The organism is Paraburkholderia acidisoli (assembly GCF_009789675.1).
Classification (GTDB): domain Bacteria; phylum Pseudomonadota; class Gammaproteobacteria; order Burkholderiales; family Burkholderiaceae; genus Paraburkholderia; species Paraburkholderia acidisoli.
Window position 1 is genome coordinate 3,115,889 of the sequence record NZ_CP046913.1, and the last position, 17,268, is coordinate 3,133,156.

At 66.1% G+C, this 17,268-nt stretch carries 13 protein-coding genes, 1 tRNA gene and 2 riboswitches; of the genes, 9 read left to right on the plus strand and 5 right to left on the minus strand.

Going from position 1 to position 17,268, the window contains the following annotated elements:
* Nucleotides 1–415 precede the first annotated feature (415 nt).
* The 3 genes from FAZ98_RS13800 to FAZ98_RS13810 all read left to right on the plus strand — a co-directional run bounded on the left by FAZ98_RS13800 (nucleotide 416) and on the right by FAZ98_RS13810 (nucleotide 2,829).
* Entirely contained in the window at nucleotides 416–1,219 is an 804-nt protein-coding gene (locus FAZ98_RS13800) for a glycosyltransferase family 2 protein (RefSeq protein ID WP_158951715.1), read from the plus strand.
* A gap of 21 nt (nucleotides 1,220–1,240) precedes the next feature.
* On the plus strand, nucleotides 1,241–1,954 hold the full coding sequence (locus tag FAZ98_RS13805) for a glycosyltransferase family 32 protein (protein WP_158951716.1): 714 nt from the start codon (nucleotides 1,241–1,243) through the stop codon (nucleotides 1,952–1,954).
* A 71-nt stretch (nucleotides 1,955–2,025) separates the two neighbouring features.
* The gene (locus tag FAZ98_RS13810) at nucleotides 2,026–2,829 is read left to right on the plus strand and encodes a glycosyltransferase family 2 protein (RefSeq protein WP_158951717.1); all 804 of its coding nucleotides are present in this window, start codon (nucleotides 2,026–2,028) and stop codon (nucleotides 2,827–2,829) included.
* Nucleotides 2,830–2,868: 39 nt separating this feature from the next.
* Here the strand turns inward: FAZ98_RS13810 and FAZ98_RS35945 are convergent, their stop codons facing one another.
* Nucleotides 2,869–5,064 carry a tetratricopeptide repeat protein gene (locus FAZ98_RS35945; protein ID WP_158951718.1) on the minus strand — a complete coding sequence of 732 codons (2,196 nt, stop codon included), beginning with the start codon at nucleotides 5,062–5,064 and terminating at the stop codon, nucleotides 2,869–2,871.
* Between the two features lie 48 nt (nucleotides 5,065–5,112).
* Nucleotides 5,113–6,855 (minus strand): sulfotransferase family protein, encoded by a 1,743-nt coding sequence (locus tag FAZ98_RS13820; RefSeq protein ID WP_158951719.1) that lies wholly within the window; start codon nucleotides 6,853–6,855, stop codon nucleotides 5,113–5,115.
* 484 nt (nucleotides 6,856–7,339) lie between these two features.
* Between FAZ98_RS13820 and FAZ98_RS13825 the strand changes: the two genes are divergently transcribed.
* Both FAZ98_RS13825 and FAZ98_RS13830 read left to right on the plus strand, forming a co-directional pair.
* Complete coding sequence (locus FAZ98_RS13825) at nucleotides 7,340–8,056, plus strand: glycosyltransferase family 32 protein (protein WP_158951720.1); 717 nt, start codon at nucleotides 7,340–7,342, stop codon at nucleotides 8,054–8,056.
* Between the two features lie 30 nt (nucleotides 8,057–8,086).
* On the plus strand, nucleotides 8,087–9,151 hold the full coding sequence (locus FAZ98_RS13830; protein ID WP_158951721.1) for a methyltransferase domain-containing protein: 1,065 nt from the start codon (nucleotides 8,087–8,089) through the stop codon (nucleotides 9,149–9,151).
* A gap of 86 nt (nucleotides 9,152–9,237) precedes the next feature.
* Here the strand turns inward: FAZ98_RS13830 and FAZ98_RS13835 are convergent.
* Nucleotides 9,238–9,313 (minus strand) — tRNA-Arg (locus FAZ98_RS13835).
* A 329-nt stretch (nucleotides 9,314–9,642) separates the two neighbouring features.
* On the opposite strand from FAZ98_RS13835, the gene FAZ98_RS13840 reads away from it, so the two are divergent.
* The gene (locus FAZ98_RS13840) at nucleotides 9,643–10,566 is read left to right on the plus strand and encodes a c-type cytochrome (RefSeq protein ID WP_158951722.1); all 924 of its coding nucleotides are present in this window, start codon (nucleotides 9,643–9,645) and stop codon (nucleotides 10,564–10,566) included.
* A gap of 135 nt (nucleotides 10,567–10,701) precedes the next feature.
* Here the strand turns inward: FAZ98_RS13840 and FAZ98_RS13845 are convergent, their stop codons facing one another.
* Complete coding sequence (locus FAZ98_RS13845; RefSeq protein ID WP_158951723.1) at nucleotides 10,702–11,295, minus strand: hypothetical protein; 594 nt, start codon at nucleotides 11,293–11,295, stop codon at nucleotides 10,702–10,704.
* Between the two features lie 123 nt (nucleotides 11,296–11,418).
* Nucleotides 11,419–13,509, minus strand: a complete 2,091-nt coding sequence (locus tag FAZ98_RS13850; protein WP_158951724.1) for a UvrD-helicase domain-containing protein — start codon at nucleotides 13,507–13,509, stop codon at nucleotides 11,419–11,421.
* A gap of 409 nt (nucleotides 13,510–13,918) precedes the next feature.
* On the opposite strand from FAZ98_RS13850, the gene FAZ98_RS13855 reads away from it, so the two are divergent.
* From FAZ98_RS13855 to gcvT, 3 genes are all read left to right on the plus strand, one after another.
* Nucleotides 13,919–14,968 (plus strand): oxidoreductase, encoded by a 1,050-nt coding sequence (locus FAZ98_RS13855; RefSeq protein WP_158951725.1) that lies wholly within the window; start codon nucleotides 13,919–13,921, stop codon nucleotides 14,966–14,968.
* Nucleotides 14,969–15,173: 205 nt separating this feature from the next.
* On the plus strand, nucleotides 15,174–15,530 hold the full coding sequence (locus tag FAZ98_RS13860) for a hypothetical protein (protein WP_158951726.1): 357 nt from the start codon (nucleotides 15,174–15,176) through the stop codon (nucleotides 15,528–15,530).
* 251 nt (nucleotides 15,531–15,781) lie between these two features.
* Nucleotides 15,782–15,888: riboswitch (glycine riboswitch) on the plus strand.
* Between the two features lie 35 nt (nucleotides 15,889–15,923).
* Nucleotides 15,924–16,063: riboswitch (glycine riboswitch) on the plus strand.
* A 78-nt stretch (nucleotides 16,064–16,141) separates the two neighbouring features.
* The gene (gene gcvT, locus FAZ98_RS13865) at nucleotides 16,142–17,260 is read left to right on the plus strand and encodes a glycine cleavage system aminomethyltransferase GcvT (protein ID WP_158951727.1); all 1,119 of its coding nucleotides are present in this window, start codon (nucleotides 16,142–16,144) and stop codon (nucleotides 17,258–17,260) included.
* Nucleotides 17,261–17,268 lie beyond the last annotated feature (8 nt).

Below are 17,268 nucleotides of genomic sequence, written 5' to 3' on the forward strand. Positions count from 1 at the left end.
AGTTGAACAGTGAGGAAACGACTCCCACGCGTCCCGTTTGGGACTCGTTCATCGCTGATAACGGCGTTCCTTACCAAATCTTTAGAGATGTTTCAGGGCCAGAAAACCAGGTGGCCCGCGCGCCGCGGCGCGGCGGCCGCGCAGCACGCGGATCGCCTTATGGAATGGGGCTTTGGAAGAGAGTGAGGACTTACTTGAAAGCGCCGCGCCGCGTTTTTAAGCGTACGCTGGAAAGCAAGCAAAGAGGCCGCGAGTCCGTAAGCTCTTTGCAGGAAATATCGCCGACGAGCCGCACCGAGGGATGACGGACGCCGTCCTACACCAGACCCGCAAGCCGAGGCATGCGGGCTATACTTCACGGCGCCTTGCCCGCGCGGGGCCATGTTTCCGCACTCATTTCCGCTCGGGAGCGAAAATGTCATCCGCCGTGCCCCTGTTTTCCGTCATCGTGCCCACGCACAAGCGGCCCGCCTTGCTGGAGCGCGCGCTCCAGTCGATCAAGTCGCAGCCGGCCGCCGTGTCCTGCGAGGTCATCGTGGTCGCCGACGAAGCGAATGCCGCCGACGACGAGGTGTGCCGCCGCCTGCTCGGACCGGGCGATCTTCACATTCGCCGCAACGGGCCGCCGGGCCCTTCCTCGAGCCGCAATCTGGGCCTCGATCTGGCGTCGGGCCGCTATGTCCTGTTTCTCGACGACGACGACGCGTGGCAACCCGGTTTCCTCGCGCAGCTCGCGAGTCACCCGGCGATCCTCGCGGACCGCTTCGTGTTTTTCGATTGCACGATCGCCGCCGAAAGCCGCGACGTCACGCCGCCGCGGTTTCTCTCCGAGCAGGCGCTCGATCTGTCGCAGCGCGTGAACGACCTGATTTACGTGCGCAATCAATTGCCGAACTCGGTGCTCGCCATCCCGAACCGACTGATCGGCAAGACGCGCTTCGACACGTATATGCGCGCGTACGAAGACTGGGAGTTTCTGCTCGCGCTGCTCGACAAGGAATTGCCGGTCCACGTGCCGTTGCAGGGCGTGATCATTTATCAGGCCAAGAACGCGTCGACCGATCATCGCGGCAAGAGCGACGGCGCGCGCGACGTGAACGCGCTGCTCGACTATCTGTACGTCTATCGGCGGCATCCCGGTCTCAACGCCTCCGTGCGCGACCAGCGGGTGAATTTCCTGCAACAGCTGGGCGTCGCCGTTGCCGGCGATTTGCTGTAGTTCCTCATTCACCAACCCACCATGCCTTCCCAATCGTCACAAGACTTCGACGGAATTCAAGGCCGGACCGTATTTTGTCTATGGACCGGCAATGAGGTCATGTCGCCCAACCGCATTCAGGCGCTCTGGAGCATCTATAGCCAGACGGGCTGCCCGGTCGCGCTCGTCAACGCGAATACGCTGGAAGAGTGGGTGTTGCCCGGGCATCCGCTGCATGCCGCGTATCCGTCTCTCAGCGCCACGCACAAAGCCGACTACCTGCGCTGCTACCTGATGCACCACTACGGCGGCGGCTATACCGACATCAAGATCACCACCAAAAAGTGGCGGCAGTTTTTCGACCTGCTGGAACAGTCCGACAAAATGGCGCTGGGCTATACCGAATTGCCCAATGGCGTGGTGCGTCTCGACGGCGAATTCGGCGAACGGCTGCGCCAATCCCACGCCGACCTCATCGGCCTGTGCGCCTTCATCTTCCGCAAGCGTTCGCCGTTGACCACGGCCTGGCTCGAACGCACCGAAGCGCTGCTGGACGTCAAGCTCGAGGCGCTACAACGCCACCCGGCCGTGCATCCGCAGGATCAGAGCGGCGTGATCCTGCCCGACGGCACGCCGTCGCCCTATCCGCTGCGCTGGGTCGAGCTGCTCGGCGAAATCCTGCATCCCCTGCTCTACGAATTTCGGGCGGAACTCCTGCATGCGCCGATTGAACCTTTCTTCGGTTCGTACCGATAAAGCACGCTGAGGCCGCCGCCGGACGCGACCGCACGCGCCTCGCCGCGCCCCTTTTCCGCGAAGGAATCACGATGCAAACCACCGCCCCTTTTCTCACCGTCGTCATTCCAACTCACAAGCGCCCGCTGCTGCTCGAACGCACGCTCACGTCGATCAAATCGCAGGCGCAGCCGTTCGCGCTCGAGATCATCGTGATCGCCGACGAAGCCGACGCCGCCACCGACGAGGTGTGCCAGCGGCTGCTCGGCCCGCAGGACATCAAGATCCGGCGTAACGGCGCGCCCGGTCCCTCGGCGAGCCGCAATCTGGGCATCGACCTGGCGGCGGGACGCTACGTGATGTTTCTGGACGACGACGACGCGTGGCAGCCGGAATTTCTCGCCCGCGTGGCGGCCGTGCCGCCAGTCCAGGGCGGCCGCTTCGTCTATTTCGATTGCAATGTCGTAACGGAAAATCGCGCGGGCGAGCGCCCGGAATATATTTCGGAGCGGCGGCTCGACACGGCCGGCAGGCTCAACGAGATGGTGTTCGTGCAGAACCAGGTGCACATGTCGTGCCTCATGTTTCCGCGCACCGTGATCGGCAACACGCGCTTCGACGTTTCGATGCGCGCGTACGAAGACTGGGAGTTCATCCTCGCGATCCTGTCGAAGGAAATGCCCGAGCACGTCGCGCTCGACTGCTCGACCGTCTACGAGGTCGCCGACGCGTCGTCGGACCGGCGCGGCGATAGCGGCAATGCGACGAACGCGCACGCCATCATGGATTATCTGTACGTGTACCGCCGCCATCCCGCGCCCAGCGACGCGTTGCGCCAGCAGCGCGCCGCGCTGATGCAGCGGGTCGGCATGGGGCTGCCGCCCGAACTGCTCTAGGCAACGCCGACCCGCCACGCGCGCGCGTGGCGGTTGGCCCTAGCGGCGCTTTTTGACCGCTTTCGCGGGTTTTGCCGCTTTCGCGGCTTTGGTCTTCAGCGCCTTGGTGTCCTTCGCGTCCTTCGCTTCTCTGGCTTTCGGCGCTTCGTCCCGCGCCACGGCCTCGACCGGCGCGGCCGCGGCGCGTTCCGCCAGCAGCGCGCCCAGCGACGCCGAGACGCTCGCCAGCACCGCCGTCCAGTCGCCCGCGCGCGGCTGACGGAACACCGTCAGCGTGGGATACCACGGGCTGTCCACGCGATCTTCCAGCCAGGTCCAGTCGGAGTCGAAGCGGGCCAGCAGCCACACGGGTTTGCCGAGCGCCGCCGCGAGATGCGCCACCGCCGAATCCACCGTGATGACGAGATCGAGATTCGCCACGAGCGCCGCCGTATCGGCGTAATCGTTCAGTTCGGCGGACCAGTCGGTCAAACCGGCCACGGGCGCGCTCGAGCCCTGGCGCAACGCGAAGCACGCCACGCCCGCCAGTGCCGCCAGCGGCTGCATTGCCTCGACCGGCACCGAGCGGTGCACGTCGCGCCACTGGGTGGGCTCGTCGTCCCAGTAAAGACCCACGCGCAGAGCGGGCGGCTCGCCCGCCAGCGAGACCATGCGCTCACGCCAGGCTTGCGCCGCGCCGGCATCGACACGCAGATACGGCACCGTCGCGGGCACGCGCGCGAGCGTCGTGCGGAACGACCCGATCAGCGTGTGCATGGGCACGCGCGCGTCGCCGGTCTCGGTCAGCTGGCCCAGCGGTACGGCTTCGGCCACGCCCGCCGCCGCGCGCAGCAAGCGCACCAGCTCGTCCTGACATTCCACGATCACCCGTGCGCCCTGCTCCGCGAGCGACTGCGCGTAGCGCACGAACTGCAGCGTGTCGCCAGCGCCGCTGTCCGCCGAGAGCACGACGGTGCGGCCGTCCTGGCGCAGCGGCTGACCCGCCTCGTCGACGAATAACGCGGCCTGCTCGCTCGACGCCTGCGCGTGCGCGGCCGAAACCCAGCGCATTTCGTTCGCGCCGCGCTCGTAGTCGCCCCGCTTCCACAGCAGCCGGCCCAGCAGGATGTGCGCTTCCGTGTGGTCCGGGTTCAGACTCAGCGCGCGTTCGAGGCAGGCGAGCGCGTCGGCGGTGCGATTGGCGGCCTGGCAGTACTTGCCGAGCAGGCAATACACCTGGTCCTGCGCGGGGAACAGCGACGCGTGGCGTTCGAGCAAGGCGATCGCCGCGTCCAGTTCGTCGAGCACGACGTAGATATCGCACAGCGCCGACACCACCCGGACGTCGTTCGGCACGACGCGCAGCGCGTGCTCGTAGACTTCCTTCGCCTCGACGAAACGGCCGCTTTCGGCCAGCAGCAAGGCCAGATTCTGCAGCGTGCCGGGGTCGTCGCCGTTGATGCTCAGCGCCCGCCGCAGCAGGCTCTCGCGCTTCTCGCTCGACAGCAGCAAGGCGAGATTGTTGAGCGCGGGCAGATGGTTGGGCTCGTCCTGGAGCACCGACTTGTAGCCTTCGAGCGCCGCGTCGAGCTGGCCGACCTGGTGCAGGATCGCGGCGCGCGCGAAGGTGGCCTCCACGTCGCTCACCGCGGGGGCATCCGCGGCCGCGCGCTCGCGCTTTTTCAGCACGAGTTCGATGCCCGACTCGGCGAGCCCGTAGGACGACTGATCGTGGCGCGGCAGCGCGTAGTTGAACGCGGAGTCCAGCTTTTCGATCTTGAGGACTTCGACGTCGTCCTGAAAGTGGACCAGCAGCTTGAGCAGACTGATCGAACGCGGCGACCAGCTCGCGGGCTTGTGGATCGTGAACGACCACTGGTGCCCCGCATTGAAGGTCGAGGGCCACACGCCCTGCTCGTAGAGATCCTCGTCGGGCACCGTCACCACGAGGTGGCCGCCCGGCTTGCAGATGCGAATCCAGTTGCGCAAGGCCTGCAGCGGATCGGCCACGTGCGCGAGGCTATGGCTCGAATGCACGAAGTCGTAGGTGTCGTCGGCCACGCCGTCCATCGCCATGGCGTCGCCGTCGGCCGGCTGCCAGCCGCGCACCGTTTTCGCGAGCGGAAAGAAGGACGCGAGGCCCGAGAGCAGACCGGGTTCCGAGCTGATGTCGATCCCCTCTCCCGCGATCCAGCGCGTGAAGAAGCGTTGGTCGTTGTTGCGACGAAGCAGGTGCTTGGCTATTTCATTCGCCATGTGTATGCCTTTTAAATGCGTTGCGGGTGCCGTGCGGCGCGTGCGCGCTCAAACCAGCACCACCCACTGCGGATCGAGCGCTTGCCATTCAATGCGCTGGATCCATGGTTCGTAGGCCTGCGAGAGCAGCGCCCAGATAATCTGGCATTCCGGCTGCGCGAGGCGCCAGCTCGTCTCGTAGACTTCGTCGAGCAAAGGCTGAATGCGCGCGGTGTTTTTCCACGCGATCAAGCCCGTGTTCATGATGCGGTTCGACATCGACAAACCGCGCGCCGGCCCTTCGCGCTCCAGCCATTCGATCGTCTGCGGCATCGTGAGCGCGTAGCGCTGCCACTCCATCGCCTGATCGATCTCGTCCTGGATCGACAGCTTCACGCGCGGCGTGTTGCGGATCAGCACCGATTTATCGGCGGGGAAATGCTCGGCGATGGTCTGCACGTGACGCGCGTCGAGCGCGAACTTGTGATCGCAATAGATGATCGCGTCGTCCGACGCGTAATGCGGAAACTCGCCGAAGAACTGCAGATAGCGAATGTACTTGGATTGCAGCGACGAGAACCGGTAGTCGTCCGTGAGCGGATGCGACTTCACGAACTCGAAGATCCAGCCCTTCGCCTCGACCGCTTCCTTCAGGTTGCGGTTGTTCGAAAAGAACACGCAGCGCATGCCCGGAATCGCGTCGTGCACCTGGCTGAACAGCGCGCCGAACAGGCAACTGATGACGAGCGGCTGACGGTCGCCCAGCGGCTTCGCGCTGATCCGGCCGGTGGTTTCGACAATGCGCGTTTCGAGCGTGGCAATGCGCTGGTCGCGCTCCGTCAACGCCTGGCTGTGCTGCTTGAGGTGATGCTGCAACTGGCCGATAACCGCCTGCTGCGTGCCGATATGCTGATAGACGCGCGTTTCGTAGCCGAGCAGCGGCGCGACATCGGCGAGATACTGGCGTGCGCTTTCCAGCGCGGTTTCGAGCGCGGTGCCAGGCGCCGCGTCTGCCGTGCCGCGGCTCGCCGCTTCCAGCGCGCCGTACAGCTGCTTCACCGCGCGCGAGGCGCCGCGCGTGGCGTCGAGATCCTCGGGCCGAAAGCGCGTATGGCGCAGGCCGCCTTCGAGAAACTCCTGGTGGTATTCGGCGAGACTCGCCGCGTCCACGCTCAGATTCAGCCGCGCGGCAATCCGTTCGAGTTCGGCCGTGGGCTGATCGAGCAGCGTGTCGTAATCGACGATCACGCGCTCGCACTCGCGCGTTTCGGCCAGCGACGGCACCACGTGCTCGAGCCACAGATGCAGCGCCTTTTCCTCGGCCATGCCGTCGCGTTTGGCGAGCGAGCGCGCGACGCTCAGCGGGTGCCGCACCGAGAGCACGTACTTCACCGGCACGCCAACGCGCTCGAACACGGGCTTCCAGAAGCGGATGAGGCGCGCGAGACGCGGGTCCTTCAGCGCGAAGGTCGTGTGGAGGCACTTCGCGCGCAAGGTGGCGAGCGCCTCGGCCTCGAACGCGGCGAGCCGCTCCGGCGCGATGCGCGACACGTCGATCTCGCCGAGCGTGTGCCACTCCATGCCGGCCGCCGCCATGAGTTCGACGTTGAGCTTGACGATGTCGTAGTCTTCGAAGAAACCCTTGTCGTTATTGCCGTCCGCCGCGGGCATCAGGCGATCGCCGAGATCGGCGCCGAGCGCCGCCATGGCGCGCGCCGTCGCGCTGGTGCCGCTGCGATGCATGCCCAGCACCACGAGCAGCATGCCCGCCGCGCTTGCGGTGGAGGTTGCGGTACTGCGCCCTTCATCCATTACGTTGAGTTCCCGAATCGTTCCCGGATCGTGTTCAAATCGCGGCCGCCGTCCCGTTGCCATCGATCCATCCCGTGGCGGCGCCTCGTGCGACTCGCGTCGATCGTTGCGGCATTACCCGGAATCGCACCTCGCCACCCCGGCCGCATTCCGGCCAGATTGCCGGAGCGTGCGTGGATTATGGCGTGACTGCGGAGCCCGCAAACGCAGGATTAGAACCCGAAACGCGTTCCTGTTTGGCGGCTTGGCGCGGCGCAAAAGCAGGGAAACTTCAGCCTGTATCGACTCGTCCGCATGGTTCGTCGCGCGCGGCGCTCGAGCCGCCGCCCGCGCGCGGTATCTCAAGTTCAACCTGCGTGCGTCGTTAACCCGAGCGGGGAACCCTGCGGGGAATCGTCACCGACTTCGCCGAACTCACCGTCGCGAGAGACGCTTCGGCGTCGCGCCGCGAGACGGCATCGCGTTCTAGCGTCCAGATCAAAACATGAGCATGTCACCGAATTTCCGCGATTTCGACGGGCTGAAGAGCCGAACCATTTTCTGCGCCTGGACCGGTCACGACCCGCTGTCGGATAACCGCCTGAACGCGCTCTGGAGCCTCTTCAACAACGCCGGCTGCCCCGTGGTGTTCCTGACCGCGCGCACCATCGACACGTGGCAGAAGCCGGGGTTTCCGTTCCACCCCGCTTACCCGTTCCTGAGTTCGATGCACAAGGCCGACTACCTGCGCACGTACCTGATGCATCACTACGGCGGCGGCTACACCGACATCAAGCTGACCTCGAAACACTGGGCGCCGTTCTTCGACCAGCTCGAAGCCTCCGACGCGCACGCGCTGGGCTACCCGGAACTGGAAGAAGGCATCCCGCACATGGAAGGCGAAGTGGGCGACCAGATGCGCGCGGTGCACTCGGAACTCATCGGCATCTGCACGGTGATTTGCCGCAAGGGCACGCCATTTACGGCCAAGTGGCTCGACTTTCTCGAGCGGCGGCTCGACGCGGCCATGCCGCTGCTGCAACAGCACCCGGCCAGGCACCCGATGGATCACCACGGCGTCACGCTGCCGGACGGGACCGTTTCGCCGTATCCGTTCCGCTGGGCCGGCGTGGGCGGCGAGACCTTCACGCCGCACGTGTACGAATTCCGCGACCAGATCATCAAGGCGCCGATCGAGCCGATTTTCGGCGGCTACCGCTGATGCGGCCGGCTTGAACCGCGGAGAAACACCATGGGCATGCACCCGGAATTCAATCGCGAAGACGCATTTCTGCTGGTCGACATGCTGTTCGCGCAGGACAAGCTGAAGACGTTGAGTCAGCTGATCGAGAAAAAGCTGGTTTCGAGCGAGAGCATGCCGGCGTGGATTCCCTTCCTCTCGGCGCTGGAGCCGGGTTCCGCGCGCTGGTTCAAGACCATCGACCTGCTAAAGGTCAATATCGATCCGGCGATCAGCGGCGGCGGCAATATTTCGGAGCATAGCCCGCTCGAGATCGTGTCGAGCTACAAGGGAGTCTCCACGCTGTTCGACCGCGCCTTCTTCACGCCGGAGAACTTCAGGAACAAGACCGCCATCGACTATGGTTGCGGCGTGTTCCGGCCGCTGGGCGTGGCCGTCGTGCTGTTCGTGAACGGCCTGGACCGGGTGTTCGCCTACGAGCCGTTTCCGCTGAAGGAAGGTTTTGCGTACGTTTCGTTGATGCAGGTGATGAACGAGATGCTCGTGCATCCCGGCAAGTTCGATTATTCCGGCATCGGCGAGTCGGAGATCATTCGCCGCATGCATTCGCTCGACCTGAGAAGTCTCGACGTCAAGTTCCAGAAACTGGCGGCGGGCGAGACGACGACCGTCGATCTGGGCGGCGTGATTTTCACCAATCGCATCGACGCCGTGCCGAGCGGCGAAGTCGACATTCACTTCAGCAATGCGGTGTTCGAGCACATTCCCGACATGGGCGAGGTGTCGCGCAATCTGCGCCGGATCACGTCGCCTGGCGGCGTTGGGTATCACATTGTCGATTTCGTCGATCACCGCTATTACGACGACTCGACGCTCTCTCCCTTCGAAAAATACTACGACGGCGTGCTGCACGAGATTAACGGCCTGCTGCCGTCCGAGCTGGAAGCGGCGTTCATTCACGACGGCTGGAGGCTGAAGAAGAGCCGGCTGCAACTCGTGCCCGACCACTTCTTCGCGAACGAAACGCGCAGCAAGGTCGCGCGCTACGAGAACGCGCCGGTGGCCGAACTCAATCAGCACATCAACGGTTACGAGTTCAGGCTAGCGGCGGCTTGAGCGGTGTGACGGAGAAAGTGCGAGGTTCGCGGCGGATGGCAGTGTGCGGTGTTGGCGTCGCGCAATCGCGGAATGGCTGAAAATTTTGGCGCGCCCGGCTGGGATCGAACCAGCAACCCCTGCCTTCGGAGGGCAGTACTCTATCCATTGAGCTACGGGCGCGTTGACATCGCTTAAAGCGAAGCATGCAGCGAAAGCACTGCCACCGAACCGATGAACACGGTGAAGGCAGTACCGACGTGAGTCCGAGAGAATACCCGGTTTCGCCAGCCCCGTCCACCGAGCGCGTCAGCCGCCGTGCGTCGTCCAAATAAAGGGGCACGATGCACAATTGCGCACCCAGCTTCGGGTAAACGCCCGCTGAACAGCGCCTGCGCGCGGGCACCCACGGCAAAACCTTGCGACTATAATCGTCGGTGTTTGATCTGTCGCATGGCCACTGTCGTCCTGCTGTACCGCTCACCACAAGACCAACGGGAGACGAGACAAGCATGAGCGAAGCACCCCACGGAGCCCCGATCAAAACGCCCGGCCAGCTGATCGCCGCTATCATCGCCGGGTTTGCCGTCCCCATCGTCATCATCATTCTGCTCGCCTATTACGTCGACAATACGACGCGCACCGGCGCGGGCACCGACGAACTATCCGTCCAGCAAGTCGTCTCGCGCATCGCGCCCATTGCGCAGGTGAACGTGCGCGACGCCAACGCGCCGCGCGTCTACAAGACCGGCGAGCAGGTCTATCAGGCCGTGTGCTCGGCGTGTCACGCGGCGGGCGCCGCCGGCGCGCCCAAGTTCGGCAACGCGGGCGACTGGGCGCCGCGCATCGCGCAGGGCTACGACACGCTCTGGAAAACGGCGCTCGCGGGCAAGGGCGCCATGCCGCCGCGCGGCGGCACGAGCCCCGACGACTACAGCGACTACGAAATCGGCCTCGCCGTCGCCTATATGGCGAACCACGGCGGCGCGAACTTCCAGGATCCGCCCAAACCGGCGCCCGGCTCAGCGGCGCCCGGCGCAGCCAACGCCGCCTCGGGCGCCGCCGCAGCCGCACCGGCATCGGGAGCCTCGGGCGCCGACGCCAACGCCGCCCAGGCGCAAGCCGCCGCGGCCGCCATCGCGGCGATTCCGCAAGCCTCCTCCGCGGCACCGGCGGCGGGCGGCAGCGCGGATGCCTCGCAGGCCGGCAAGGCGCTCTACACGCAGGTCTGCCAGGCGTGCCACGCCGCGGGCGTGCTGGGCGCGCCCAAGTTCGGCGACAAGGCCGCGTGGGCGCCGCGCCTCAAGGACCCGATGGACACCATCTACAACTACGCGCTGCACGGCAAAGGCCAGATGCCACCGAAGGGCGGCTCCAACGCCTCCGACGCCGACGTCAAAGCCGCCGTCGACTACATGGTCAGCGCCGCGAAGTAGGTCACCGCGAAGTCGCCGCGAAGCCGCCGCGCGCTTCATCGGCAAAACGAAAATCCCCGCGCCGTAGCGCTACGACGCGGGGATTTTTTCGTCCGCCGATTCAACGCGCGGTTTCGCGCATCGTCTCGCGTGGGTTCAAAGCGCGGGCCGCGCGAACTCGCGCGCAAACGCGAATTCGCCGGCAGCCTCACCGGCGAGCGCGTCGTAGCGCGCGGCCAGATCGGCGGGAGCGAGCCACGGGTAGCTCAGGCCGCTCTGCAAGCGTTCGAGCTTCGCGCCGTCCGGATCGTCGATCACGTCCATGCGCGCGATGTGGATGTGGAATTGCGCGACGCGCGTTGCATGGTCGGCATCGGCACGCGCCTCGTCGAACACCCAGCGATACGTGCCATGCCCGATGCGCAGCGCGCCCGCCGCGGGCTCGCGCATCACCACGAGCCACGGCAGCGCGTCGATCACGCCGTCATGCGCGACGAGCGTAGCGGCCTCGCAAAGATAGTAGGTGCGGCAGCGCGAATAGCGCGCGCCGAAGTCGCTCACGAGGGTTTGCGCGATCGCCGCCGCGCCCACGCTGCGCGCCGGAAACGCAATGTTCTGCGTGGCCAGCGAGAACGTCAGCACCGCGTCGGGCGCGAACGCTTCGTGAATGCGTTGCGGCTTCGTGTTGTCCTTCGCGTCGATGTAGGTGTCGAGCGCGTGACGGTATTGCGCGAGCAGGGAATCGGTCATGGCGGAGGTGGCGCGAAATGAGCAATGAGCGTGGTCAATGGGCGTGAGACCCAGCCGCCCACTCTACTGCGCGGCACCCCCCACGCACGCAAACACGCGCCGCGCGCGAGGTTATCCCCGCGCTCAGCCCTTCTGCAACAACGCCTTCAGGCTCGCGAGCCGGTCCTTCGGCGTCATGGGCGCTTCTTCGGCCGTGGGCGGCGGCGCGTCGTCGAGTCCCATTTCGGGGATAAAGCGCGACGCCTCGCACACCACCGTTTCGCGCGCCCGTTTGCGCTTCTTGCACCAGTTCAGATGCAGGCTGCGCTGCGCGCGCGTGATGGCCACGTACATGAGGCGGCGCTCTTCCTCGATGCGCGCGTCGTCGATCACGTCGTCTTCCGAGCCGCCGCGGTGCGGCATGATGCCTTCCTCCACGCCCACCAGAAACACGTGCGGGTACTCGAGCCCCTTCGACGCGTGCACGGTCGAAAGCCGCACGGCGTCCGGGTCTTCCTCCTTGCCTTCGAGCATCGACATCAGCGCGACGGTCTGGATCAGACCCATGAGGTTCTTGCCCGTGTCCGCGAGACCGTCGGCGTTGTCGTAACCCGTGGCCTCGGCGTCCTCGCCGATCTCCTGCTCCGGCTTCGTGCCCTTGCGCTTGAGCCACTCGAGGAATTCGAGCACGTTCTGCCACTTCGACTGCGCCTGACGCTCGTCGAACGCGTCGTACAGATACGCCTCGTAGTGGATCGCGTCCATCAGATCGTCGAGCACGACCGTGGCCGGATCTTTATGCGCGCGCTCCGCGAGGCGCTGCATGAAGTCGCAGAACACGCGCATCGGCTCCACCTGGCGCGCGGAAAGCCGCGCCTCGATGCCGCCCATGTAGACCGCCTCGAACAGCGAGACCTTGGCCTGGCCCGCGAACGCGCCGAGCGCTTCGAGCGTGGTGTTGCCCACGCCCCGGCGCGGCGTGGTGATCGCGCGGATGAACGCGGGATCGTCGTCGTGATTGGCGATCAGGCGCAGGTACGCGCAGAGATCCTTGATCTCGGCTTTGTCGAAGAACGACTGGCCGCCGGAGAGCACGTAGGGAATGCGCTCGCGGCGCAGCACCTGTTCGAAAATGCGCGCCTGAAAGTTGCCGCGATACAGAATGGCGTAGTCGCGGAACTGCGCGCGCCGCTCGAACTTGTGCGCGGAAAGCCGGAACACCACCGACTCCGCCTCGTGCTCCTCGTCGTTGCAGGGCGTGACCGTGATGGTGTCGCCCATGCCGTGCTCGGACCACAGCTTCTTCTCGAACAGCTTGGGATTGTTCGCGATGACGTTGTTCGCCGCCGTGAGAATGCGCACCGTCGAGCGATAGTTCTGCTCCAGCTTGATCAGGTGCAGCTTCGGGAAATCCTTGCCGAGCTGCGCGAGATTTTCGAGCGTCGCGCCGCGCCAGCCGTAGATCGCCTGGTCGTCGTCGCCTACGGCCGTGAACGCCGCGCGCGGTCCCGCGAGCAGCTTCAGCAGCGTGTACTGGCACGCGTTGGTGTCCTGGTATTCGTCGATCAGCAGGTAGCGCAGCTTGTTCTGCCAGCGCTCGCGTACCTGTTCGTTCTTCGCGAACAACTCGGCGGGCAGGCGGATCAGATCGTCGAAATCCACGGCCTGGTACGCGTGCAGCGTGGCCACGTAGTTGCGATAGACGATGGCGGCCTGGTGCTCGTCCTCGTTCGAGGCCGTTGCGAGCGCCTCCTCGGGCATCACGAGACCGTTCTTCCAGAGCGAGATGATCGACTGGATCTTGCGGATGAAACCTTTGTCCGTCGATCCGACCTGCTCCTGGATCATGGAAAAGCAGTCGTCCGAGTCCATGATCGAGAACTGCGGCTTCAGGCCCAGGTGCTCGGCTTCCTGGCGCAGGATCTGCACGCCCAGCGAGTGGAACGTACACACGGTGAGCTGGTTCACCGGCACCTTGCGGCCTTCCTTGCCGGGCGTGGTGAGCGTCTTGCCTTCGAGCAGCTTGCCCACGCGCTCGCGCATTTCGGCGGCGGCCTTGTTCGTGAACGTGACGGCCGCGATATGCCGCGGCTCGAAGCCTTTCGCTTCGATCAAATGCGCGATTTTCTGCGTGATGACGCGCGTCTTGCCGCTGCCCGCGCCCGCGAGCACGAGACAGGGACCGTCGAGATAGCGCACCGCTTCGCTTTGGGCGGAATTGAGGCCTGCGGACATCGTTGCTGGATTGGAAAAACGGGTGGAACGGCAGAAGGCGCGCGGCGCGGCGTTGGACTTCGCGCCGGGTTACCGGCACCAAAAAACGCGGCGCTCCGCACGGCGCGAGGCGTCGGCCTCTCACGCGGGAGGTGCGATGTTAACACGATGCGCGGCCCCGACGATGCGGCCCCGACGGCGCGCCGGCGTCATCGACACGCCATCGCCACGCCATCGTCACGCCATCGCCACGCCAGCCTCACGCGGCCGCCACGCCATCCCCGCCGCGCGGCCAGGCGCCCGATCCGGCCCCGCGCCAACGCACCCGCGCCGCGCATCCGACAGCCGCCGTGCCACAATATCGGGCTCCCGCCACTCGCGGCCGCGCTACCCGCGCGACCGCCCGACCGTTGGAAAGAGGAAGTGCTTCATGACTGCACCGTTGCAAATCGGCCTGATGGGCTATGGCTTCGCCGGCCAGACCTTTCACGCGCCCGTCATCGCCCATAGCGGCGCCGCGCAACTCGCCGCCATCGCCACGAGCCAGGCCGAGCGCGCGCAAGCCGACTACCCCGGCGCCGCGATCGTCCCCGACATCGACGCGCTGCTCTCGCTCGACGCCATTGAATGCGTCGTGATCGCCACGCCCAACGACACGCACTACGAACTCGCGCGCCGCACGCTGAAGCGCGGCAAGCACGTGCTCGTCGACAAACCCGTCACGCTCACCGCCGAGGAAGCGCGCACGCTCGCCGCCATCGCGAAGCAGCGCGGCCTCGTGTTCGCGCCCTTCCACAACCGGCGCTGGGACGGCGACTTCCTCACCGTGCGCGACCTGATCGCTGGGGGCGAACTCGGCCGCGTCACGCACTTCGAGTCGCATTTCGACCGCTTCCGCCCGCTGGTGCGCCAGCGCTGGCGCGAAGACGCCACGCGCGGCGGCGGCCTGCTCTACGACCTCGGGCCGCACCTGATCGACCAGACGCTCGCGCTGTTCGGCGCGCCCGAGTCGGTCACGGCGTTCGTCCACACGCGCCGCGACAACGCCAGCGCGCCCGACTACTCGCACCTCGTGCTGCGTTATGCGGGTCACGACGCCGTGCTGCACGCGAGCGCGCTCGCCGCGTTCGCACCGCGCTTCGTGATTCACGGCACGCGCGGCAGCTACCTGAAGAACGGTCTGGACACGCAGGAAGACCAGCTGAAAGCCGGGTTGCGGCCGGGTCAAGACGGTTACGGCGCGGGCAACGAGCCGGGCCGCCTGCACGTGCTCGCCGACGACGGCCAGGAAGCCGCGCGCGACCTGCCGAACGCCGCCGGCAATTACGCCGACCTGTACCGGGCGCTCGCCGCCGCGATCCACGGCGGCACGCCGTTCCCGGTGAGCCCGCAGGACGCCATCGACGTGATGACGATCGTCGAGCTGGCCATGCAAAGCGCCGCCGAAGGCCGCACGCTGCCGTTCGCGCGCCGCGCCTGACGCTTCAACCCGGGCGTCTGGCCTGGCATCGGAGAAATCCTGCCGATACGGACTCGCCCCGCCGCGCTTGCATTTCGCCAACGCCGCTGAAAGGTCCATACAAACCGTTACACCTGCCGGGCGCCGCGCCGTCATCGCGCGGCGCCGGCCGCACGTTTGCCTTCTTGCAAGACAAACGAGAGCAAAAACGACCAGGAGAGTTGCCATGATCCGCTACCACCGTATTCTTCCGTTCGCCGCGGCCGCCGCGCTCGCCGCGAGCCTCGCCGCGTGCGTGGTCACGCCGCCCGCGCAGCAAGCCGGCCCGAGCCCGCATCAAATGGGCGTCGAACGCCTGCATCAGGTCGATGGCCGGATCGACAACCTCGGTCATCGCATCGACGTGCACGTGTCCCAGGGCTACTACCCGCCGCCGCAGGGCGGCGCGCTGCACCATCGCCTCGACACCATTCGCGGCGAAGCGCACGACATGGCCGCGCAGCATGGCGGCGCCCTCACCGCCGACGAACACCACGTGCTGAGCCAGGAACTCGATCAGGCTTCGCGCGCCATCGGCAGCTGATTCGCCAGTTGAAGCACGGCTGATCCGGAGTTGGACCGGCGCGACATCCCGCCGGTCGCGCCCACGAGTGCCAGGGCGGATGCCGCGGCAATCATCCGCCCCTCTTTGCGAATTTCGCGCCCGCGAGTGCGCCGTTCACTCGCCCGCCACCCCCCTCCCACGCTGCGTCGCACGCGTCCCGCGTGCCTCGCTCGCGCCGTTTTCGCAATTTTTTACGCATTGACACGCCCCGCGCGCGTCCCGCACAATCGCTGCGCGCGCCGGGAGAGCGCGCCGCCAGGCAGCAGGTTTTCACCACCAGGCGGCGCCGCCGAAGGGGCAACCCACAAACTCTCAGGCAAAAGGACCGTGCGCGCCGGACCTTTGCGAGCGCTTCGAAAGGAGCAGCACGCAAAACCGCACTCTGGAGAGCGGCAGTAGTTCGTCGATCGAGCATCGTATCGGCGTTCAGGCTGCCCACCGAAGGGGCGCGCGCCACGCAGCAACAGCGGCATCGGCGCAATCTCTCAGGTACCGAGGACAGAGGGGCCATGCAAGACCGACCACGGGCATCGTGCCTGCGGCGTGTCCTGCATGGCCCTTTTTGCTTTCTCGCGACTGCCCGAGGCCCCATGACCGAACTCAAACGCACCCCGCTCAACGACACGCATCGCGCGCTCAACGCCCGCATGGTCGACTTCGGCGGCTGGGACATGCCCGTCAACTACGGCTCGCAGATCGACGAACATCGCGCCGTGCGCACCGACGCCGGCATGTTCGACGTCTCGCACATGTGCGTCGTCGATTTCGCTGGCGCGAAAGCACGCGCGTTCTTCGCGCACGCGCTCGCCAACAACGTCGCCAAACTCACGACGCCGGGCAAGGCGCTCTACTCGTGCATGCTCAACCCCGAAGGCGGCGTGATCGACGACCTGATCGTCTACTTCTTCGCCGACGATCAATTCCGCACCGTCGTCAACGCGGGCACCGCCGGGAAAGACCTCGCGTGGTTCGAGAAGCTCAACGCCGAAGGCGGCTTCGGCCTCGCCATCACGCCGCGCCGCGATCTGTCGATCGTCGCCGTGCAGGGCCCGAACGCGCGCGAGAAAGTCTGGCAGGTCGCGCCCTCGTCGCGCAGCGCCACGGAAACGCTCAAGCCCTTCAACGCCGCGAAGGTCGAAGCCACGCCGTTCGGCGAGCTGATGATCGCGCGCACCGGCTACACGGGCGAGGACGGCTTCGAAGTCGTGCTGCCCTCCGCGGCCGTGGCCGAATTCTGGAGCGCGCTGCAAGGCCAGGGCGTCAAGCCCTGCGGTCTGGGCGCGCGCGACACGCTGCGCCTCGAAGCGGGCATGAATCTCTACGGCCAGGACATGGACGAAGGCGTCTCGCCGCTCGACGCGGGCCTCGCGTGGACCGTCGACCTGAAGGAGCCGCGCGACTTCGTCGGCCGCGCCGCGCTCGAACAGAACGGCGCGCGCTCGACCTTCGTCGGCCTGATCCTGCAGAAGGAAAACGGCAAGGCGGGCGGCGTGCTGCGCGCGCACCAGAAAGTGCTCACGCCGCACGGCGAAGGCGAGATCACGAGCGGCACGTTTTCCCCGTCGATGCAGGAATCCATCGCCTTCGCGCGCGTGCCGCAGGGCGTGCAGCCGGGCGACCTCGTGCAGGTGCAGATCCGTGACAAAGCCCTTCCCGCAAGCGTGGTAAAACTGCCGTTCGTGCGCAACGGCAAGGTGCTTGCCGCCTGATCCGCCAA